This window comes from Cobetia sp. cqz5-12, assembly GCF_016495405.1.
Classification (GTDB): Bacteria; Pseudomonadota; Gammaproteobacteria; order Pseudomonadales; family Halomonadaceae; genus Cobetia.
Map to the genome: position 1 here is coordinate 790,100 of NZ_CP044522.1, position 20,633 is coordinate 810,732.

A 20,633-nucleotide genomic window follows, 5' to 3' on the forward strand; every position below is an offset into this window, starting at 1 on the left:
CTTTCTGGTACTTGTCAGCCATCAATATCTGTCAGCCATGTTTCTCCGTGAGGTCTTCCATGTCATCCAGTTCAAGGTCATCCGCTTCCAGGCCATCCACACCTGACACCGAAAGCACCACTTCCTCACTCTTTGCGCACTCTGACGCCGCGACGCAGCGCAAAGTGATATCCCAAGGCTTTGATGAACAGGGCTCAGATCAACAGGACGTAGCTCATGCGGAATTGATTCTGGCCTCGGGGTCGCCGCGTCGACGCGACCTGCTGGCCAGTATCGGCATCCACTGTGAGGTGGCACCGGTGGATATCGATGAGACGCCGCAGGCCAATGAGTCGCCGGAGCATTACGTGCTGCGTCTGGCGCGGGAGAAGGCGCAGGCCGGGTTCGCGGCTCTGGCGCAGCGGACGGCAGTCCAGACAACGGGGCGGCGAGTGCTCGGCGCGGATACCGCGCTGGCACTGGATGGACGCATTCTCGGCAAGCCGCGTGACGAGTTGGACGCGCGCGAGATGCTGCTCAGCCTCTCGGGGCGTAGCCATCAGGTGCTCAGTGGCGTGGCGCTGTGCCATGGTGAGGCCGGGCGCGACATGCGCTGCGAGAGCGAGCTGGTCGAGAGCCGCGTGACCTTTTGCACCATCACCCCGGAGGAGGCCGCACGCTACTGGGCGACCGGTGAGCCTGCCGACAAGGCGGGTGGCTACGCCATCCAGGGGCTCGGCGCCGTCTTCGTCAGCCATCTCGAAGGCAGTTACAGCGCCGTCGTCGGGCTGCCGCTGCATGAGACCGCACAGCTCTTGAGCAAGGCGGGCGTTCAGCCGTGGCAATCGCTCTGATGGAGATGATCTTCACTGCGTCAGTCGGGTATCGAATCAGCGCTCCAGCGTCCTCGCGAAAGACGATCGCTCATGTGCGTGGCACAAAATACCCGTTGCAGGAAATCCTTAGTCGATAGATCACAGCCGGGGGCTCCCTTGCTATGTCATAATCGCAAGCAACGACTTTACAAGGACTTGCGCTATGAGCGGCGAGGTATTGATCAACCTGACACCGATGGAGACCCGCGTGGCGGTGGTCGAGAACGGTGTCCTGCAGGAAGCCTTCATCGAACGCAGCGGGCGACGCGGCATCGTCGGCAACATCTACCGTGGCAAGGTGGTGAGAGTGTTGCCCGGCATGCAGGCGGCCTTCATCGATATCGGTCTCGAACGGGCGGCCTTCATCCATGCCCAGGAAGTCATGCCGGCGCACACGCCGCATGATGAGCAGCTCTCCATCCGCGAGCTGCTCAGCGAAGGCCAGCCACTGGTGGTGCAGGTCACCAAGGATCCCATCGGCACCAAGGGCGCCCGGCTGACCACGCATCTGTCGGTGCCGTCACGCTATCTGGTCTACATGCCGGACTCGCCGCATACCGGCGTGTCGCAGCGCATCGAGAGCGATGCCGAGCGTGACCGCCTCAAGGAGCTCACCGAGCAGTGCCTGACGGCGCTGGATCCACAAGCGCCCGGTGGCTTCATTCTGCGCACGGCGGCCGAAGGCATCAGCGAGGCCGAGCTCAAGCAGGACATGCACTTCCTGCTGCGGCTGTGGCGCAAGGTCAGCGAGCGTCGCCTGACCGCCGCCGTGCCCAGCGTGATCTATGATGATCTGCCACTGTTCATGCGCACGCTGCGCGACGTGATGCGTGACGAGATCGAGCGCGTGCGCATCGACTCGCGCGAGAACTTCATCCGGCTCAAGGAATTCGCCAGCGAGTTCATGCCCGACATGGAAGGGCGCATCGAGTATTACCCCGGCGAGCGACCGATCTTCGATCTGTTCAGTGTCGAGGATGAGCTGCACAAGGCGATGGGCCGCAAGGTGCAGCTCAAGAGTGGCGGCTATCTGGTGATCGACCAGACCGAGGCGATGACCACCATCGACGTCAACACCGGGGGGTTCGTCGGTCATCGCAACCTCGAAGAGACCATCTTCAAGACCAATCTCGAGGCGGCGACCGCCATCGCGCGCCAGCTGCGGCTGCGCAATCTCGGCGGCATCATCATCATCGACTTCATCGACATGGAAGAGACCGAGCACCAGCGCCAGGTGCTCAGGGTGCTCGAGAAGTCGCTGGAGCGTGATCACGCCAAGAACAAGATGACCGGCGTGACCGAGCTGGGCCTGGTGCAGCTGACGCGCAAGCGCACGCGCGAAAGTCTGGAGCAGGTACTGTGCGAGGCCTGCCCGACCTGTCAGGGGCGCGGCACCCTCAAGACGCCGGAGACGGTCTGCTACGAGATCTTCCGCGAGATCATGCGCGAAGAGCGCGCCTACAGCCCGGACACCTACATGGTGCTGGCCTCACAGAACGTGGTCGATCGCCTGCTGGACGAGGAATCCGCGGCCGTGGCGGACCTCGAGAGCTTCATCGGCAAGACCATCCGCTTCCAGGTCGAGGCGCATTACACCCAGGAGCAATACGATATTGTGCTCATGTGATCTGTCAGCTGCCGCGCCTGCGATGATGCCGGGAGTCGCGTTATCCACATCGTGAGACTGTCCTGTTCGGAGAACCATCAGTGACCCGTTCTACCTCACAAGAGGCGGCACGTTCTACCTCGCAAGAGGTGGTGCAGGAGGGCGTCGATGACGCCCCGTCTTCGTCAGCTTCGTCCCCACCGCCACCCTCGCGTGGACGGCGGTGGGGGCGCGGGCTGCTGATGGTGCTCGCGGTGCTGCTGGCGTTGCTGGCCATCCTGATCGGGGGCCTGCGCTGGTGGTTGACCACGCTGGAGTCGCGCAGTGAGTCCATCAGTGACTTCATTGCCACCCAGACCCATTCCAACGTGGGAATGACATCGCTTGAGGGCCGCATGGATCACCTTGATCCGGCCATCAAGCTGTCCGGTCTGAACCTCTTTCGTCCCAACGAGATGCAGGCGGCTCCGCTATTGAGCGTGTCCCATCTGGAAACCCGTCTCGATGTGCTTTCCTCCCTGCGCCATCTGGCGCCTGTCTTCGATCGCGCCACCGCCACCGGCGTCATCGTGCACCTGTACCAGCGCGAGGATGGCAGCTGGGGCTGGCCGGGGCCGCCGCGTCCTCCCGAAGCGCTCGAACCCGAAGGGCAGATGAGTCTTGCGCAGATGGAGCAAGGGCTGGCGCTGCTGGCGCGCCAGCGTGTGCGACTCGAGGACGTGCGTCTGGTGCTGCATGGTCGCAACGATACCCTCAACCTGAATGCCGCCGAGCTGTTGCTGTCGGGAGAAGGAGACCGCGCGCATCTGGAGGGCCAGTTGCGTGTCGGAGAATCGCCCCAGGCCGGTGTCAGCGCCGTGCTGGAGGTGCTGCCGGGAGACGACGGCCTCGCCGACTACTCGGCCCAGCTGCAGGTGGAGCTGGACGCCGGTGCGTTGGCGAGTGTCGGGCGTCTGATGGGCGAGCGCGACAGCCTGATGCTGCGCGACGCCGATGGCAACGCGACCTTGTGGGCGCGTTGGCGTGAAGCGCGACTGGAAGATGCTCGTCTGCGTCTCGACCTCAATCGCCTGACGCTGGATCACCATGGCGCCCAGCTGGCGCTCAAGGACATTCATGCGCGTGGCCAGTGGCTGCGCGACCTGGCGGGCAGTGATCGCTGGCAGGCCTGGCTCAATCAGATATCGGTTGGCGCCTCGCAACTCGATGACGCCCCGGCGGCCGGCGATCCGGTGGCCGGCACTCCGGTGGCCGGCACCCCGGCGACCGACGCTTCGGTGGCAGATAGTGACGTCCAGGCGCCACAAGCGGCGCCATCGTCAGAAGTCTCCGCGGCGCTCGCCAGCCTGCCCGAGCGTATTTCGCTGTCGGGGGACCTCGCCGATGGCAGCGTGTCGCTGGTCACCAGTAGTTTCGATCTGGAGAAGGTGGCGCGCTGGCGCAATGTGCTGGCGCTCGGCGAGCTTGGGGATGTGCTCGAGTCTCTCGATCCGCGTGGCACGGCCACCGGACTTTCCCTGTCGCTGGCCGGTATCGGACTCGAGGCCCCGCTGAGCATGAAACTGGCGCTCGGCCTGACCGGCGCCGAGGTGGAACCCTGGCAGGGCGCTCCGGGTCTCGGCCCCCTGGCCGCCTGGGTCACCGCGCAGAGTCTTGATGAGGGCGGTATCACGAGCCGGATCGCGTTTCGTGGTGACCCGGGCATGCGCTTTCACTTCCCCGACGTCTTCGGCGACGGCTGGCAGCTCGAGGCCGCCGACGGAGTGGTCGAGGTCAAGGTCGATGACAGTGGCAGCAGTGTCTCGGGGCATGACCTGCATATCCAGCGCGCTGGTGCCGATGTGACGGGCGGCTTCGGCCTGCAGATTCCCGCTCAGGATCATGATCGCTTCCAGCTGGATCTCGAGATGCGCGACGTGAATGCTCGCAGCATTCCGCTGGCCTCCTGGTTGCCGATGAAGGTGCTGGACCCGGCGCTGAGCGAGTGGTTGACGCGTGATGTCGCGGGGCAGGTCCCCGAGGGCAGCCTGCACCTCACCCAGGTGTGGGATGACGACAATGGCGAGGATGGCTATGGCCCCGGCGATTCGATGGACCTTGAGCTGACCATCGAGGATGGGCGACTCGGTTACGCTGAGGGCTGGCCTGCGCTGGAGGGCGTGAAGGGCAACCTCGCGCTGCACGACAATACGCTGAGTGCCACGGTCGCGGCAGCGCACTCTCAGCCGGCCACGGCGCTGGGCAATGCAGCACCTCTGTCGGTGCGTCAGGCCGATGTCGACATGCAGGACAATACCTTGAAGATTCAAGGTGACGTGACCGGTAGCGTCGAGGCGTTGTTCGATCTGCTCTCGCATGCGCCGCTCGAGGACACCGCAGCGCTGATCGCCGAATGGCAGGGCAAGGGCTCGGTGGATGCGACAATGGACATCCACGTGCCCCTGGAGGACGCCGAGCAGACACGCATCACGGCGGCGGGCAAGGTCGGCGAGCGCCAGGCGGCGACGCTGGCCTTCCCGGGGCCGGGCATCGACGTTGATGACATTCGCGGGCCGCTCGAATTCGTGCATGACCCCTCTCGTCCCGAGGGGCGCCGTGAGCAGCTGACCGGCAATCTCTCCGGCAAGCTGTTCGGCGGTGCGGTCAAGGCGGCGCTCAACATCGGGCAGGCAGACTCAAACAGCAAGGGCGCGATCACCTTCGACGGCAAGGCGCCATTGGCGCCGGTGCTGGGCTGGCTGGGTGCGCCCGAACACCTGATCGGCGATGCCGCCGAGAACACCCGCGCCGCCTTGCAGGACGGCGAGACCCCGCGCGCGCTGGGCGGCGAGTTCAACTACCAGGCGCGCCTGATGCTGCCGGATGACGGCGCCAGCCTGGCGCTCTCGAGTGACCTCAAGGGCGTCGCCATCAATCTGCCGGCGCCCTTTGGCAAGACGCGCGATCAGGCGGCTCCACTGGCGGTGGATATCGGGCTCGCGCAGGGGGGTGGTGATGTTCGCCTCGACAATCGCGCCCGCGCCCGCTGGAAAGGCGGCAATACGCGCGACGATGGCAGCACGGTGCCGATGACGGGGCAGTTGTGGCTGGAGCGTTGGCCGAGCGACCCGCAGTGGCCCACCCAGACGGGCTGGGACATCGCCTGGCGCACGCCGACCCTCGCCCCCGAACTCTGGAAGCCGTGGGCGGGAGCGCTCTCCGGTGAAGGTGGCGCGAGTGATGAGGGCGGCGATGCTGAGCAGAGCGATCCCCTGCGTGCCTTGTCACGCCTGCGCGTTGCTACCGATTGCCTGATGATCCAGTCCCGGTGTACGGGGCCGATGACGCTCGAGGCCGCGCCGCGGCAGAGCTCGCAGCAGCAAGGGCTGGGTCTGGCCGCGACGCTGGATGGTCAGCTCGCCAGTGGCGAGCTGGTGTGGCAGTCAGGTGCCGCGCGGCCGCTGATTCTGGACCTGGATACCCTGAATCTCGATGCCCTGTGGCCCGCGGATGCCGAGCAGGAGACGCAGACCGCCAGTGCGCCAAGCAACTTTACCGAGGCTATCGATGTCGGTATCGAGCCGACGCCGTATCCCGCCGAGCTGGCCGACTTGCCCGCGGGCAGTCTGCGTCTGGCACATCTCATCTGGCGCGATCAGCAGCTGGGGCCGATCAGTGCGGACTGGACCGCCGATAGTCAGCAGCTGGTGGTATTGCCGCTCTCCATCACGCTGGGCAAGATCACCGCGGTAGGCAGCATCACCTGGGAGGACGCCGGCGCCAACAGTCTGACGCGCGCTCGTCTGTCCGCCGATGGCAGTGACCTGGGCGGGTTGCTCGAGCGTCTCTCCCAGCCGCGCGGCATCGAGGCGGACCGCGCCCGGGCCGAGGTCAAGCTGGCCTGGCCCGGCGCGCCGCAGGACTTTGCCCTGTCGCGCTCCAATGGTCGTGTCGAGGTCAAGCTGGACGACGGACGCTTCCTGAATCTGGGCTCGACCTCTGCCCGTCTGCTGGGGCTGGTCAATGTGGATAATCTGCTGCGCCGCCTGTCGCTGGACTTCTCTGACGTCACCGACAAGGGGACGGCCTTCGACAAGGTGCGCGGTGCAGCGACCCTCTTCGATGGACGGCTGGAAAGCGATGGCCCCTTGCGTATCGAGGCGCCGTCCACCACCGTGACACTCAACGGGCAGGTCGATCTGCTTCGCGGTACCCTTGATCAACGCATGGCCATCACGGTGCCGGTCAGCCAGAACCTTCCGCTGGCCGCCGTGCTGGCAGGCGCGCCCGCCGTGGGCGGGGCGCTGTTCGTGGCCGACAAGATCTTCGGCCGCTTCATCGACAAGGTGACGCAAATTCACTATCGGGTGTCAGGCCCCTGGGGCGACCCGAACATTACTCTGGAAAGTGCCGAATGACGCAAAATGCGAGTTCCGGTCGCGTGCTCGACGATGCCGCGGCCCTGTTGCTGACCCCGGGCGGGCTCAGCCTGGATGATCTGGATGCTGGCCTGGCACATGCCATGGGCCCGGGCACCGACTATGCCGATCTCTACTTCCAGCGTATCTGGCAGGAGAGCTGGGTGCTGGAAGACGGCGTAGTCAAGGACGCCAGCTACAACATCGACGGTGGCGTGGGCGTACGCTCACTGGCGGGCGAGAAGACCGGCTTCGCGTACTCCAATCAGATCGATGCCGCCGCGCTTGCCGACACCGGCCGTACTGCGGCGGGTATCTCGCGCAGCGGCAGTAGCGGTACGGTCGCGCGCTCGATCATCACCGAGGCCCCGTCCTTCTACGCGGGCATCGACCCGCTGAATGGCCTGAGCGCTGAGGACAAGGTCGCGATGCTCAAGGAAGCGGATCGCATCGCGCGCAGCCTTGACCCGTCCATCAGTCAGGTATCGGCCTCGCTGTCGGCGCTCTACGAGGTGGTGATGGTGCGTGCCAGTGACGGCACCCTCGCTGCAGACCTGCGTCCGCTGGTGCGTTTCAACATCAGCGTCATCGCGGTGCGCAATGGCCGACGCGAGCGTGGCAGTGCCGGTGGCGGTGGTCGTTTCCCGCTGACCCGTCTGCGCGATGAGAATGTCGCCGAGCGTTACGCGCGTGAAGCCGTGCGTCAGGCGCTGGTCAATCTCGAGGCCATCGATGCGCCGGCCGGTCAGATGCCGGTGGTGCTGGGCAATGGCTGGCCGGGTGTGCTGCTGCACGAGGCAGTCGGTCATGGTCTGGAAGGTGACTTCAACCGCAAGGGCAGTTCTGCCTTCTCGGGCCGCATGGGTGAGCAGGTCGCGGCGCGCGGCGTCACCGTGGTCGATGATGCGACCCTGGCCGATCGCCGTGGCTCGCTGTCCGTCGATGACGAAGGCACCCCGGGGCAGTACACGCCGTTGATCGAGGACGGCATCCTCACCGGCTACATGCAGGACAAGCTCAATGCCCGCCTGATGGGCATGGCGCCGACGGGCAATGCGCGTCGTGAGTCCTTCGCACACCTGCCGATGCCGCGCATGACCAATACCTACATGCTGGGTGGCGATCGCGATCCGCAGGAGATCATCAAGAGCGTCAAGCGTGGCCTCTACGCGGTCAGCTTCGGCGGTGGCCAGGTCGACATCACCTCCGGGCGCTTCGTGTTCTCCGCAAGCGAGGCCTATCTGATCGAAGACGGCAAGGTGACCACGCCAGTCAAGGGCGCGACCCTGATCGGCAACGGGCCGGAAGCCATGGGCCGCGTCTCGATGATCGGCAATGACCTGGAGCTCGACACAGGTGTCGGCGTGTGTGGCAAGGACGGCCAGTCCGTGCCCGTCGGTGTCGGTCAGCCGACGTTGAAGCTCGATGAGCTGACGGTCGGCGGCACCCAGTCGTGAGCCGGTGGGACTGATCAGCAGAGAACAGACATGACGACGCCGCCGTGGCTGGGCCGCGGCGGCGTCGGTGAAGCGGGAAGTAACAGGATTACAGATCGAGCTCGGCACGCAGCAGCTTGAAGAGCTTCTTGGCGCTGTTGGGCTGTTTGCCGGCGTCACGTTCGGCACGCGCATTGCGGATCAGCTGACGCAGGGCCTGACGGTCCACGTGAGGATAATCCTCGACGAAGATCACGAAGGCGTTATCGTCGTCCAGCAGGCGATCGCGCCAGCGTTCGAGACGCTGGAAGGACGCATCGCGACGCACGTTCTGCTGCTCCATGGCTTCGAAGACGGCACGCACGGCGTCCAGGTCTTCCTTGCGCATCAGCTTGCCGACGTACTGCATGTGGCGACGCAGGCCTTCGTGACTACGAATGCGATGGGTCTCCTCGATGGCGGCCAGCATGTCGTCAGAGAGCGGGAACTTGGCGCGCTGGCCTTCCGGCAGATCGATGATCTTCTTGCCCAGCGCCTGCAGCTCGATCATCTCGCGCTTCAACTGGGACTTGCTGGGGCGCTCGACGAGCTCCTCGGGTCTTTCTTTACGCATGCCAATTCCAATGAGTCGGGGAAATTTGCGGCAGTATAGCACTGCCGGGCCCCCGTCTCCTCAGAAGGAGAACAACATGAGCCAGGCCTTTGATGCCGTTGCTCAGCAACAACTGCTCGAGCGTCGCGTCAGCGAAGCTCTCGAGCTTGCCCGCAGCCTGGGGGCCGACGCCTGTGAGGTCGGTGCCAGCGTCGATCAGGGCGTCAGCATCTCGGTACGTGACGGCGAAGTCGAGACGGTCGAGCTGTCGCGTGATCAGGGTATCGGCGTGACTGTCTACCTCGGCAACCGCAAGGGCAGCGCGACCTCTTCCGATGCCGGCAGCGATTCGATTCGTGCCGCGGTCGAGAAGGCGGTCTCCATTGCGCACTACACCGGCGAAGACAGCTTTGCCGGTCTGGCGCCTGCCGAGCTGATGGCCACTGACTTCCCTGACCTCAAGGCGCACCACCCCTGGGCGATCAGCGTCGATGAAGCGACTGATCTGGCGCTGGCCTGTGAGCGTGCCGGGCTGGAAGTGGAAGGTATCGCGCAGTCCGAAGGTGCCAGCTTCTCCAGTGGTGAAGGCGTACAGGTCTATGGCAACAGCCATGGGTTCCTGGCCAGCCAGTGCGGCAGCCGCCACTCGATGTCGTGCATGCTGATCGCCAAGGATGCACAGGGCATGCAGCGTGACTATGACTACACCAGTGTGCGCAATCCGGCAGACCTGCGCTCCCCCGAGTCGGTGGGTCGTGAAGCCGCGCGCCGCACGTTGGCGCGTTTGAATGCGCGCAAGGTGGCGACGGGTCGCATGCCGGTGCTGTTCGATCCGCAGATGTCGGCGGGGCTGGTCGGCCATTATCTGTCTGCCATCGCCGGTGGCTCGCTCTACCGTGAGTCCAGCTTCCTGTGCGATAGCCTGGGTCAGCCGCTGTTCCCTGACTGGTTCACGCTGGGCGAGAAGCCGCGGGAAGTCGGTGGCATGTCCAGCGCCGCCTTCGACAATGATGGTGTCGCGACGCGTGACAATGTCTACTTTGCCGACGGCAAGGTGCAGAGCTATATGCTGAGCGCCTACAGTGCCCGGCGCCTGAACATGCAGACTACCGGCAACGCCGGCGGCGCGCGCAACGTGCGGATCACCGCGCCGCTGACCTCCCTCGATGAAATGCTCAAGCAGATGGGCACCGGCGTACTGGTGACCGAGCTGATGGGCCAGGGCGTCAACGGCGTCACCGGTGACTACTCACGCGGCGCCTCCGGTTTCTGGGTCGAGAACGGCGAGATCCAGCATGCGGTCGAGGAGTTCACCATTGCCGGCAATCTGCGCGACATGGCGGCCAATCTGCTGGCGGTCGGTGATGATGTCGATACGCGTGGCAGCATCCACAGCGGTAGCTGGCTGATCGATGGCATGACCGTCGCCGGCATGTCCGAAGGCGAAGATGATGAGCTGGAAGGCTGATCGCTGACGCTTCTCTGATCACGCAACAGGCGAGAAACGACACGGCCGCTCCCTTGGGGGCGGCCGTGTTGTGTCTGGAGCATTCATTGGAACCCGTCGGGCGTATTACAGATAGAGCCAGGTCGCCAGCCCCAGGAAGGCCATGAAGCCGATCACGTCGGTCACGGTGGTCAATATCACGCTGCCGGAGAGGGCAGGGTCGATATTGAGTTTCTTGAGCAGCACCGGCAGCAGCGTGCCTGTCACGGCCGCGATCAACAGGTTGATCATGATCGCGGCGCCGATGATGGCCCCCAGCTGGACATCCCCGAACCACACGATGGCGATGCCTGCCACCACCACGGCCCATAACAGGCCGTTGAGTCCCGCGACGATGACTTCGCGCTTGAGTAGCCAGCGCACGTTGCCACTCTTGACGTGCCCCAGCGCGATACCACGAATCAGGACAGTGAGTGCCTGAGAGCCTGCGATGCCGCCCATGCTGGCGACGATAGGCATCAGCACGGCCAGTGCGGTGATCTTCTGGATGGTGCCTTCGAACATGCCGATCACGGCGGAGGCCATGAAGGCGGTCAGCAGGTTGATTCCGAGCCAGACGGCGCGGCGCCATGAGGTTCGCATCACGGGAGAGAAGGTGTCTTCGTCCTCATCCATCCCCGCCATCGACATCACCTGGTGCTCGGCGTCGCCACGGATGACGTCAACCACGTCATCGATGGTGATACGGCCCAGCAGGTTGCCATCGCCGCCGACCACGGGCGCCGAGATCAGATCGTGCTTCTCGAACAGCGAGGCGACTTCGGTTTCCGGCATCAGCGCCGGAATCACCACGCTGTCAGTGTCCATCACTTCGCGCACCGTGACGCCGGGGTCCGAGACCAGCAGGCGATTGATGGGCAGGGCACCGATGAATTCGTCGCGACGTGAGACGACCAGCAGGGTATCGGTGGAGTCGGGCAGGCGCTCGTGACGGCGAATGTAGCGCAGCACCACATCCAGGGTGATGTCCGGACGAATGGTGATGGTGTCCGTGTTCATCAGGCCGCCGGCGGTGTCCTCCGGGAAGGACAGTACCGTTTCGACGCGCAGGCGTTCCTGCGTCTCCATGGAGTCGAGGACTTCGAGGATCACTGCATTCGGCAGGCGCTGCAGAATGTCGGCGACATCATCCGGTTCCAGATTCTCGGTGGCGGCGAGAACGTCAACGGCGTCCATGTCCTTGAGGAAGTCGGTCTGGATGTCTTCGCCAAGGTATTGAAGGACATCGCCCTGCAGCTCGGCATCGACCAGCTCCCAGAGCAGATTACGTTCCTTGGGGGGCGAGGATTCCAGCAAGTGCGCCACGTCCACTGGCGCGAGGCCGCGATTGAGCATGCGTCTTGCCTGTTCCAGCTCGCCGCTTTCCAGCGCCTGTGACAGGCGATCAAGTCTTGGCTTGAGTTTACGAGACGTCTTGCTCATCTGTCGGCTTCCCCTGTCGACATGAAGGTCAGCACTGATTCTACCATTGGCCCAGGGGGGCGCGTCGACAAAAGAAAACAGTGTTTCTTATCAAAAGGACAATTCACGTCCCGTCACTGGCGCAAAAGCAGCGTTGTCTGGCTGTCAGGCGCAAGGATCGGTGCAGGGATAGGTGTGAGGACGGATACAAGAATAGTCGCGAGAAGCCCGTGCAAGCAGTGATGGCTGTCGCCCAGGGGGATGCCAAAGGGGGGGGGCTGACCGAAAGGAAGGTGGAGTGCAAAGAGCGAAAGAGGCGAGAGCCCGAGGAGCTGATCACAATGCACAGCCCTGTCAGTGGCGGTTACTCGTCTTCCTCGAAGCGCGCCTCGAACAGCGCTTCGATGGCCAGCATCGCCTCATCGGCCTGTTCGCCCTCGATATCGATCAGCAGCGTGGTGCCGCAGGGCGCGGCCAGCATCAGCAATGCCATCACATTGGCCGCATTGGCGCGTCGCTCGCCATGGCTGACCATCACCGTCGCGGAATAGGGCGCACAGCAATTGACCAGCTTGGTGGCTGCGCGGGCATGCAGACCGCGACGGTTGGTCAATATCAGCTCACGAGAGGCCATCGCGGTGCTCCTGCTGACGCTTTTGTTGATCGCTCTTCTGACTGTCCTGTGCGCTGGCAGATACATGGCTTGGCTCGGCCGTCTCGCCGTCACTTGCCTCACCCGCGTTGCTCAGCGCGGTATGAATGCCCAGCTCGCGGTGACGCAGACGCACCTCAGGCAGGCGCTCGGCAAAATAGCTCGCCAGCTGTTCGCACAGGTAGACGCTGCGATGCTGGCCGCCGGTACAACCCACGGATACCGTCAGGTAGCTGCGATTGCTGTCCTGATAGGCGGGCAACCAGCGTTCCAGCCAGCCGGCGATATCGTCATGCATCGCCTGGACGGTGGGGTAGCGCTGCAGGAATTCCGCCACGCTGTCATCGCGACCGGTATCGCCGCGCAGGTTGATGTCCCAGTACGGGTTGGGCAGGCAGCGGGCATCGAACACCATGTCGGCGTCGGTCGGTACGCCATGCTTGAAGCCGAAGGATTCAAAGGTCAGCGTCAGGTGGCGGGAGCTGTGCTGGGCGACCTGTTCGGTGATACGCGAGCGCAGGTCGTGCACGCTCAGGTTGGTCGAGTCAATGACCAGATCGGCCTTCTGGCGAATGGGAGCGAGCGTCTTCTGCTCGATCTCGATGGCCTCGGCCAGGGTGTGGTCGTTGTCGCGCGTCAGAGGGTGACGACGACGGGTCGCCGAGTAGCGTTCCAGCAGCACTCGTGAATCGGTGGTCAGGTAGACGACCTGGACGTCCATGCCGCTCTGGCGGACGCTGTCGAGCAATTCGGGGAAGCGGGTCAAGGCTTCCGGCAGGTTGCGGGCATCGATGGAGACCGCGATGCGCCGGCGCGCCGGGCTGTCCTTTTCGAGCTGATCGACCAGTGGTGCCAGCAGCATGCCGGGCAGATTGTCGATGGCATAGTAGCCAATATCTTCCAGCGCCTGGAGCGCGATGGACTTCCCGGAGCCGGAGCGGCCGCTGATGATCACGATCTTCATGAAGTGCTCTCCAAGGGCGAGGTCAACGTCGAAAGAATGCAGGGGTGGGGCAGAAGGCTGCCCGCTATCAGTGCGCTGTACGTCGGCCGATGGAAGGCCAGCAAGACGAAAGCCCGGACGATGTCCGGGCCTGTCATTCAGCGCGCCGGTAATTCGGCGATGGCTTGGGTCAATGCCTCAAAGAGTGCACGCTGGCTGTCTGCCTGGCGCAGAGCCGAGCGATTGGTCGGGGAATTGAGCAATTCCGCGACCTGCCCGAGCAGCGTCAGATGGGTCTCATCCGCTTCCTCAGGTACCAGCAGCACGAACAGCAGATCGATGGGTTCTCCGTCGATGGCATCGAAGTCGATGGGTTCACCGAGCTTCAGAAACGCAGCGATTGGCGTCTTGCAATGCGGGCTGCGTGCATGGGGCACGGCCACACCGTGGCCAATGCCGGTCGACCCCAGTCTCTCGCGCCCGATCAGGCGCGAGAAGACTTCCTGACTATCCAGGCTGGGAATGTTCTGTGCGATGAAGGTGCTGAAGAATTCAAGCACCCGCTTCTTGCTCCCCCCGGGGACGCCGTAGAGCGTGCGCTCGGGGGGAAGGATCTGATCAAGTGTCATGGCTGAAGGTCAACGGGTCCCGGTGCCCTGAGAGCGAGCCTGGGACTTTTCCTTGTGTTTGACCAGCTGGCGATCCAGCTTGTCGGCGAGCGCGTCGATGGCAGCGTACATGTTGGGGTCTTCTGCCAGGGCGTGGAGGTCAGCGCCTGCCGCGTGCAAGGTGCAGGCAGCCTGCTGGCGCTCCTTCTCGATCGACAGTGTCACCTGAACATTGGTGATGTTGTCGTAATGCCGTTCGAGGCGAGCGAGCTTCTCGTTGACGTAATCGCGGAGAGGATCGGTAAGTTCCACATGATGCCCGGTGATATTCACTTGCATGGACACGCTCCTTTATCCAGCGGGTTGCCATTCAATTGTAACCCTTTTTGACTACGAGCAAACCCTGATCGGACGCTCTGCAACAGGCTTGACGGCCACCGTCTGGTGATGTTTTCGCACCCTTGCCAGTGGCGTCAGATGTCGTGAGCGTCTGTACCGACAATGCCCAAGCTTTGCGCAAAGATCAACGCTGCGCTGCATCGTGGCTCAGTGCTTGTCTTCAACTCAGTGAGGGGTAACGGAGTGGACTTCAAGGGAGCGTCTGATGGGTGGTGCGTGAAAGACGCGCAAGAAGGCGCGTTTTCGTCGCCAATCCCTGCATGTACGTCGCCTTTCAGGCGCTTCGATTGCGTGGAGCAAGCAGCCTGTCGGAGAGGTCACCAAGTGTCATCCACGTGCAATAGGCGCAAAAGTGACTTTAAAAACATGCGATTGACGTAGAATGGCACTACCGGAGCGGCAGATTTTTGCCATCATCCTGTGCTCCGTCATTGGCCATGATGGGGCATTGACGAGCGGTTGACGGGGTGACAGGGCGCGCGACAGGCGCCTGATACCCGCGAAGTCATAAGCTGGCGAGCGGAAGATCCAGCACTTGAAGTTGGCGGCGGCTGCCACTGTAGAGGTGAGGGCATGGCAGCCGCAGGTGTCGCGTCAGGCCAGACGCTTGCGCTCGCTGGAGGACGGGATGCCCATCGCCTCGCGATACTTGGCCACGGTACGGCGTGCGACCTCGATGCCATCGCTGGCGAGCAGATCGACCAGTCGAGAGTCGGAGAGAGGTTTGCGGGCCGGCTCTTCCGCGATCAGCTTGCGGATACGGGCACGAATGGCGGTGCTTGAGTGGGCGTCGCCACTGCCACTGCCACCGACCTGGCTCGAGAAGAAGAACTTGAGCTCGAAGACGCCGCGCGGGGTGTGGATATACTTCTGGGTCGTGACCCGCGAGATGGTCGACTCGTGCATCTCGACCACTTCGGCGATGTTGGCCAGAATCAGCGGCTTCATGCCTTCCTCGCCTTGCTCGAGGAAGTCGATCTGGCGCGCCATGATCTCGCGGCCGACCTTGAGCAGGGTGTCATTGCGCGATGACAGGCTCTTCATCAGCCAGCGCGCTTCCTGCAGGTTGTCCTTGAGGAAGGTGTTGTCGGCGGACTTGTCGGCACGCTTGATCAGCGCGGCGTATTCCGGCTGGATGCGCAGCTTGGGCAGCGCTTCCGGGTTGAGCTCGACCTGCCAGCCGTGGCGGGTATGACGCACCAGCAGATCAGGGATCACGTAATCGCTGGCGGGCTCGCCCCAGGCGGATGCCGGACGCGGGTCGAGCGCGCGCACCAGGCGGATGACGTGATCCAGCTCGTCATCGTCAAGGCTCAGGCGGCGCTTTAGCAGCTTGCGGTCATCGTTGCCCAGTGCCTCGAGGAATTGACGTACCAGGCGTCGCGCCTGCGCCAGCAGCGGCAGGTCATCCGGCAACAGTGCCAGTTGCAGCAGCAGGCACTCGCGCAGATCACGGGCGAAGACGCCGGTCGGGTCGAACTGCTGCAGACGCAACAATACCTGCTCGAGCTCGGAGGCCTTGAGGCCGGGTAGACCCTGGCCGCGCAGGCCATCGACCAGCTCGTCGAGTGACAGGCTCAGATAGCCTGCTCCGTCGACGGCATCGATCAGGCTCTCCGCCATCTGGCGTTCACGACCATCGAGGTCGGTCATTGCCAGCTGCCAGCGCAGGTGGTCCTGCAGGCTCTCGACACTGGTATTGCGATCGAAGTCCGGCCCTTCTTCGCTCCCGCTGCCACTGCCGGAGCTGGTCAGGCTACCGGCGTGGTCCTGGTAGAGGTCCGACCAGTCACTGTCGAGGGGGTATTCCTCGGGAATCTCGCTCGAGGAGTCGGCAGTGGAGATCTCGCTCGAATCCTGTGTCTCGACGACATCCAGCGACTCGTAGTCCTCGTCGAGCTCCAACATGGGGTTGGACTCGAGGGCTTGCTGAATCTCCTGACGCAGGTCGAGCGTCGACAGCTGCAGCAGCTGGATCGCTTGCTGAAGCTGCGGCGTCATGGTCAGCGAGGTGCCGAGGCGGAGTTGCAGGGTGGGTTTCATGGAGTCAGTCAATTCACGGCAAAGGAACGTGCTTACTACGCTATACCGTGACTCGGGGCACTGACAAGTGGTTGCCGTGAATATTCAAGCAACTTGCATGCCATGTTTCCACCAAGGTGGTATGGACGTCATGCATGCGTCTGATGTCAGACATGAAAAAGCCGCTACGCGATAAAATCACGCAGCGGCTTTTGAAGCTTTCGCCTCCGGTGGGGCTCAGCGTATCTGCTGACCCTAGAGCTTGAACTCGTGGCCCAGGTAGACGTCGCGCACCTGCTGGTTGGCCAGGATGGAGTCTGCGTCACCGTGGGCGATGATCTGGCCATCGCCGACGATATAGGCGGTATCGCAGATATCGAGTGTCTCGCGCACGTTGTGGTCGGTGATCAGCACGCCGATGCCACGATCGCGCAGTTGGCGCACGATGCTCTTGATCTCGCCCACCGAGATGGGGTCGACGCCGGCAAAGGGCTCATCGAGCAGCACGAAGTCCGGCTCGGTGGCCAGTGCCCGGGCGATCTCGACCCGTCGACGCTCCCCGCCGGACAGGCTCATGCCGGCGCTGGCGCGGATGTGCGTGATGCTGAATTCCTCGAGCAACTCTTCAAGGCGTGCCTTGCGGCCATTGCGATCCAGGTCCTTGCGGGTCTCCAGAATCGCCATGATGTTGTCGGCCACCGACAGCTTGCGGAAGATCGATGCCTCCTGCGGCAGATAGCCGATGCCGGCGCGTGCACGCTGATGCATGGCGGCAGCGGAGAGGTCCTTGTCATCGATGGAGACGTTGCCGGCATCGGCGCGCACCAGCCCGACGATCATGTAGAACGAGGTCGTCTTGCCGGCGCCGTTGGGGCCCAGCAGGCCGACGATGTCGCCCTGGCGGATCTCCAGCGAGATGTCCTTGACCACCTTGCGGCCCTTGTAGGCCTTGGCCAGATGGCGAGCGCTCAGCGTACGCGGAGTAGCAGTCATGACTCAGTTTTCCTTGCTGGCATTGGCGCCACGCGGCGTCAGAGTCATGTGCACGCGACCGCCTTCGGTCTGCTGTGCCGTCTTGCTGTTGTTGGCGTTCACCTGGCGCTTGTCGAGGAAGTACTCCACGTAGCCGCCTTCGAAGGTGTCATCGCCTTTTTCGAGCCGCGCATTGCCGACCAGCTCCACGCGACGCTCCAGTGCATGGTAGCGGATGGTGTCGGCCCAGCCCTTGACCAGCTTCTCGTCGGGCGCGGGTTGCTGTTCCAGGTAGGCACGCTTGCCGGTGGCCTTGACCAGCGAGATCTCACCGCTACCGGCGCGGCTGATATCGACGCGGCTGGCATCGAGTTTCATGCTGCCCTGGCGCATCTCCACCTGACCGGTGTAAGTGGCGGTACCGGCCTTGTCATCGAGAGACAGGGCGTCCGCGGCGATGTTGATCGGCTGGCTGGCATCGCTGTCCAGCGCCATGGCGGCCGGGGCGAAGGTGGACATGCCCAGTGCCAGGCAGAGCGCCATGACACCGCTGTTGAGGGTCTGGCGACAGGCCGTCAAGGGCTTGCGAGTCGTGGAAGTCATGGTGGCTCCTTGGCATGACGGGGTCGCCGCCCGAGCAATGATGCCATCGAGCGGCAGAGAATAAGGTATTGCGGCGCGGGTCATGGCGCGAAGGCCGCCAGCCCGGCAGGTTCATTCATCGCTGGCAGGCGCTGCCTCGAAGGTGCTGTTGACGCGCCCATCCTCGGTGGTGGTGCTGTCGGCGCCCGAGTCGATGCGCTCGGCTTCCTTGCTGGCTTCGCTCTGGCCCTTGCCGGGTTGCAGAACGCTGCGAACGCGGCCCTGCAGCACGGCGGCATCCTGGGAGAGGTCGGCGCTGAAGCTGTCGCTTTCGACATGCTGGCCATTCTGGGTGATCACGACCGGCACGTCACTCCAGGCGCGGTTCTGATCACGGCTGTAGTGCAGGACATCGGTATCGAGGGTCCAGCGGTCATCGGGCTGGCGCAGTCTGGCATTGCCCTCGAGGGTGAAGGTGTCGCCGCCGGCGCTCAACACGCCACTGTCACCCGTGGCATACCAGCGGCGGTCTTCACTGTCGTTGGTGCGAATCTTCGGGGTCTGCGCCCGGGTCACATCATCGCCTGGCGTGTGCTCGATATGCGGCGATGACATGGATTGGATCGCCACACCGCGCGCATCGAAGCGTGTCATGTCTGCCCCGTCGAGATAGTAATCCGGCTCACTGCTGTCGACCTCGACATTGACGGTCGATTCCAGGCTGTTGCGCTGCTCGATCAGCGCCAGCACGCCACCGACGAGCAGCAACAGCAGCATCAGCCAGAGACGCGGAGAAGGACGGGGCAGACGTAACATCAGGGACGCGACTCCTGCAGGTAGGTATCCAGCACCGAGGCCCAGTGGCCCTGTGCCTTGAGCAGCAGGTCACAGAGCTCGCGCACGGCGCCATCGCCGCCCTGGCGTGAGGTGACCCAGTTGGCTTCGCTCATCACGTAAGCCATGGCGTTGGGCACGCTGACGCCGAGACCGACACGACGAATGGCCTCGCGGTCCGGCAGGTCATCGCCACAATAGGCGACGTCTTCCAGCTCGATTCCGTGCTCGCGGCACAGGTCGGCCAGCGCGACCAGCTTGTCTTCGCGGCCCTGGATGACATCCTGAATGCCCAGTTCCTTGGCGCGACGCTCGACCATCGGTGAGCTGCGGCCGGTGATCAGCGCGACGCGAACGCCACTGCGCAGCACCAGCTTGAGGCCATGGCCATCCTGGACGTGGAAGGACTTGGTCTCCACGCCGTTGGCATCGTAGTGCAGGCGGTTGTCGGTGAGCACGCCATCCACATCCAACGCCAGCAGACGCACGCGGCGTGCGCGGTCGATGATGTCCTGCGGATATTCGTCGCTCAGGGAATTCGTGTCGCTCATGGTCTTTCTCCTCGCACTCCGTGCATGCTTGACGCTGTCCTGTGAACGGCGCTGATGGGCGTTGAGCGGTAGCGTCTGCTGCCGGGACGATCTGCCGTCGAACAGAGACAGCGAACGCCCGCGGGAGTTCAGATCACGCCGCTGGCCAGCAGGCCGTGCATATGGATGGCTCCGATGGGGTGCTCATCCTCGTCACAGACTACCAGAACGCTGATGCGGTTTTCTTCCATGATGCGCACCGCTTCGGCGGCCAGCATGCTGGCGCGCACGGTCTTGCCGCCGCGGGTCATGACATCATCGACCTTCAGCGCCCGCAGATCGCCGTGCTGGTCGAGGGTGCGGCGCAGGTCACCATCGGTATAGACGCCGACCAGGTGGTCGTCATCATCGATCACGCAGGTGAAGCCCATCCCCTGACGCGTGATCTCGAGCAGCGCATCGCGCAGCGGGCTACCGAGCGCCACGCGCGGCAGGGCATCGCCCTGATGCATGACATCCTGCACGCGCAGCAGCAGGCGTCGGCCCAGGCTGCCGCCCGGATGGGAAAGCGCGAATTCCTCGGCAGTGAAGCCGCGGGCCTCCAGCAGTGCCACCGCCAAGGCATCGCCCATCACCAGCGCGGCGGTGGTCGAGGCAGTGGGTGCCAGATTCAGCGGACAGGCTTCCTGGGCGACGCTGGTGTCCAGGTGGGCCTCGGCGTCACGCGCCAGGGTCGAGCCGGGTTTGCCGGTCATCGAGACCAGCGGGGTGCCCATGCGCTTCAAGAGCGGCAGCAGCGCAGTGACTTCGGCGGTCTCTCCGGAGTTGGACAGCGCCAGCACCACATCGGCCGGCGTGATCATGCCCAGGTCGCCATGGCTGGCTTCCCCGGGATGGACGAAGAAGGCCGGGGTGCCGGTGCTGGCCAGGGTGGCGGCGATCTTGCTGGCGACATGGCCGGACTTGCCCATGCCGGTCACGATGACGCGGCCCCTGGTGGCCAGCATCAGCTGACAGGCACGGTCGAAGTCGTCATCGAGATGGCTTTCGAGCGCGGCGATGGCCGCTTCTTCAATGGCGAAGGTGCGGCGGGCGCTGGCGCGGAAATCCGCCTGGCTGGCAGGAGTCTGATCGGCGGCGGACTGACTTGAAGCAGAGGCGCCAGGCGCGGTGGCATGCGGAGTGCTGGAAGGCTCGGTCATGATCGAATTGTTGCCTGTGGTTGGCCAGGGCTCATGCCGCGCGGAAAGGGCGTGTCATCCCGCGCGGCGGCGTGGCAAACGATGATGAAGATGCTG

Annotated in this window: 17 protein-coding genes; 5 read left to right on the forward strand and 12 right to left on the reverse strand. The window is 63.9% G+C overall.

The features are described 5' to 3' along the window. Window positions 1-224 precede the first annotated feature (224 nt). The 4 genes from F8A90_RS03360 (at window position 225) to tldD (ending at window position 8,314) form a co-directional block, all read left to right on the forward strand. A complete protein-coding gene (locus F8A90_RS03360; RefSeq protein WP_233593427.1) occupies window positions 225-833 on the forward strand; it encodes a Maf family protein in 609 nt (202 codons plus the stop codon). Window positions 834-1,017: 184 nt separating this feature from the next. Beyond that, the gene (rng, locus tag F8A90_RS03365; RefSeq protein WP_200018984.1) at window positions 1,018-2,481 is read left to right on the forward strand and encodes a ribonuclease G; all 1,464 of its coding nucleotides are present in this window, start codon (window positions 1,018-1,020) and stop codon (window positions 2,479-2,481) included. 80 nt (window positions 2,482-2,561) lie between these two features. Then, complete coding sequence (locus F8A90_RS03370; RefSeq protein WP_200018986.1) at window positions 2,562-6,857, forward strand: YhdP family phospholipid transporter; 4,296 nt, start codon at window positions 2,562-2,564, stop codon at window positions 6,855-6,857. Continuing rightward, window positions 6,854-8,314 carry a metalloprotease TldD gene (tldD, locus tag F8A90_RS03375; protein ID WP_166019164.1) on the forward strand — a complete coding sequence of 487 codons (1,461 nt, stop codon included), beginning with the start codon at window positions 6,854-6,856 and terminating at the stop codon, window positions 8,312-8,314. Before F8A90_RS03370 ends, tldD begins: the two co-directional genes overlap by 4 nt. An 88-nt stretch (window positions 8,315-8,402) precedes the next feature. Here tldD and yjgA read toward each other — a convergent pair whose 3' ends face one another. Further along, window positions 8,403-8,906, reverse strand: a complete 504-nt coding sequence (yjgA, locus tag F8A90_RS03380) for a ribosome biogenesis factor YjgA (RefSeq protein ID WP_200018988.1) — start codon at window positions 8,904-8,906, stop codon at window positions 8,403-8,405. Between the two features lie 76 nt (window positions 8,907-8,982). Between yjgA and pmbA the strand changes: the two genes are divergently transcribed. Continuing rightward, window positions 8,983-10,353 carry a metalloprotease PmbA gene (gene pmbA / locus F8A90_RS03385; protein ID WP_166019165.1) on the forward strand — a complete coding sequence of 457 codons (1,371 nt, stop codon included), beginning with the start codon at window positions 8,983-8,985 and terminating at the stop codon, window positions 10,351-10,353. 105 nt (window positions 10,354-10,458) lie between these two features. On the opposite strand, the gene mgtE is transcribed toward pmbA, so the two are convergent. From mgtE to F8A90_RS03440, 11 genes are all read right to left on the reverse strand, one after another. After that, window positions 10,459-11,814: a magnesium transporter gene (gene mgtE / locus F8A90_RS03390; RefSeq protein ID WP_166019166.1), complete on the reverse strand. Its 1,356-nt coding sequence runs from the start codon at window positions 11,812-11,814 to the stop codon at window positions 10,459-10,461. Between the two features lie 343 nt (window positions 11,815-12,157). Then, entirely contained in the window at window positions 12,158-12,427 is a 270-nt protein-coding gene (locus F8A90_RS03395; RefSeq protein WP_200018990.1) for an HPr family phosphocarrier protein, read from the reverse strand. Next, window positions 12,414-13,409 (reverse strand): RNase adapter RapZ, encoded by a 996-nt coding sequence (gene rapZ, locus F8A90_RS03400; RefSeq protein ID WP_200018992.1) that lies wholly within the window; start codon window positions 13,407-13,409, stop codon window positions 12,414-12,416. Before rapZ ends, F8A90_RS03395 begins: the two co-directional genes overlap by 14 nt. Before the next feature lie 137 nt (window positions 13,410-13,546). Then, complete coding sequence (locus F8A90_RS03405; RefSeq protein WP_043332557.1) at window positions 13,547-14,017, reverse strand: PTS sugar transporter subunit IIA; 471 nt, start codon at window positions 14,015-14,017, stop codon at window positions 13,547-13,549. 9 nt (window positions 14,018-14,026) lie between these two features. Then, entirely contained in the window at window positions 14,027-14,335 is a 309-nt protein-coding gene (gene hpf, locus F8A90_RS03410) for a ribosome hibernation-promoting factor, HPF/YfiA family (protein WP_043332555.1), read from the reverse strand. A gap of 654 nt (window positions 14,336-14,989) precedes the next feature. Beyond that, window positions 14,990-16,438, reverse strand: coding sequence for an RNA polymerase factor sigma-54 (locus tag F8A90_RS03415; protein WP_054555105.1), 1,449 nt, complete (start codon window positions 16,436-16,438; stop codon window positions 14,990-14,992). A gap of 234 nt (window positions 16,439-16,672) precedes the next feature. After that, window positions 16,673-17,410, reverse strand: coding sequence for an LPS export ABC transporter ATP-binding protein (gene lptB, locus F8A90_RS03420; protein ID WP_166019169.1), 738 nt, complete (start codon window positions 17,408-17,410; stop codon window positions 16,673-16,675). 3 nt (window positions 17,411-17,413) lie between these two features. Beyond that, a complete protein-coding gene (gene lptA / locus F8A90_RS03425) occupies window positions 17,414-17,992 on the reverse strand; it encodes a lipopolysaccharide transport periplasmic protein LptA (RefSeq protein ID WP_225347607.1) in 579 nt (192 codons plus the stop codon). Between the two features lie 111 nt (window positions 17,993-18,103). Then, window positions 18,104-18,787 (reverse strand): LPS export ABC transporter periplasmic protein LptC, encoded by a 684-nt coding sequence (gene lptC, locus F8A90_RS03430; RefSeq protein ID WP_166019170.1) that lies wholly within the window; start codon window positions 18,785-18,787, stop codon window positions 18,104-18,106. Beyond that, complete coding sequence (locus tag F8A90_RS03435) at window positions 18,787-19,356, reverse strand: KdsC family phosphatase (protein ID WP_200018994.1); 570 nt, start codon at window positions 19,354-19,356, stop codon at window positions 18,787-18,789. Before F8A90_RS03435 ends, lptC begins: the two co-directional genes overlap by 1 nt. A gap of 128 nt (window positions 19,357-19,484) precedes the next feature. Further along, window positions 19,485-20,537: a KpsF/GutQ family sugar-phosphate isomerase gene (locus F8A90_RS03440; protein ID WP_166019172.1), complete on the reverse strand. Its 1,053-nt coding sequence runs from the start codon at window positions 20,535-20,537 to the stop codon at window positions 19,485-19,487. Between the last annotated feature and the right edge of the window lie 96 nt (window positions 20,538-20,633).

Excerpts from the sequence above, each read along its gene's own strand:
- rng (WP_200018984.1), top strand. The coding sequence starts at position 1,018 with ATGAGCGGCGAGGTATTGATCAACCTGACACCGATGGAGACCCGCGTG.
- tldD (WP_166019164.1), top strand. The coding sequence starts at position 6,854 with ATGACGCAAAATGCGAGTTCCGGTCGCGTGCTCGACGATGCCGCGGCC.
- yjgA (WP_200018988.1), bottom strand. The coding sequence starts at position 8,906 with ATGCGTAAAGAAAGACCCGAGGAGCTCGTCGAGCGCCCCAGCAAGTCC.
- pmbA (WP_166019165.1), top strand. The coding sequence starts at position 8,983 with ATGAGCCAGGCCTTTGATGCCGTTGCTCAGCAACAACTGCTCGAGCGT.
- mgtE (WP_166019166.1), bottom strand. The coding sequence starts at position 11,814 with ATGAGCAAGACGTCTCGTAAACTCAAGCCAAGACTTGATCGCCTGTCA.
- F8A90_RS03395 (WP_200018990.1), bottom strand. The coding sequence starts at position 12,427 with ATGGCCTCTCGTGAGCTGATATTGACCAACCGTCGCGGTCTGCATGCC.
- rapZ (WP_200018992.1), bottom strand. The coding sequence starts at position 13,409 with ATGAAGATCGTGATCATCAGCGGCCGCTCCGGCTCCGGGAAGTCCATC.
- F8A90_RS03405 (WP_043332557.1), bottom strand. The coding sequence starts at position 14,017 with ATGACACTTGATCAGATCCTTCCCCCCGAGCGCACGCTCTACGGCGTC.
- hpf (WP_043332555.1), bottom strand. The coding sequence starts at position 14,335 with ATGCAAGTGAATATCACCGGGCATCATGTGGAACTTACCGATCCTCTC.
- F8A90_RS03415 (WP_054555105.1), bottom strand. The coding sequence starts at position 16,438 with ATGAAACCCACCCTGCAACTCCGCCTCGGCACCTCGCTGACCATGACG.
- lptB (WP_166019169.1), bottom strand. The coding sequence starts at position 17,410 with ATGACTGCTACTCCGCGTACGCTGAGCGCTCGCCATCTGGCCAAGGCC.
- lptA (WP_225347607.1), bottom strand. The coding sequence starts at position 17,992 with ATGACTTCCACGACTCGCAAGCCCTTGACGGCCTGTCGCCAGACCCTC.
- lptC (WP_166019170.1), bottom strand. The coding sequence starts at position 18,787 with ATGTTACGTCTGCCCCGTCCTTCTCCGCGTCTCTGGCTGATGCTGCTG.
- F8A90_RS03435 (WP_200018994.1), bottom strand. The coding sequence starts at position 19,356 with ATGAGCGACACGAATTCCCTGAGCGACGAATATCCGCAGGACATCATC.
- F8A90_RS03440 (WP_166019172.1), bottom strand. The coding sequence starts at position 20,537 with ATGACCGAGCCTTCCAGCACTCCGCATGCCACCGCGCCTGGCGCCTCT.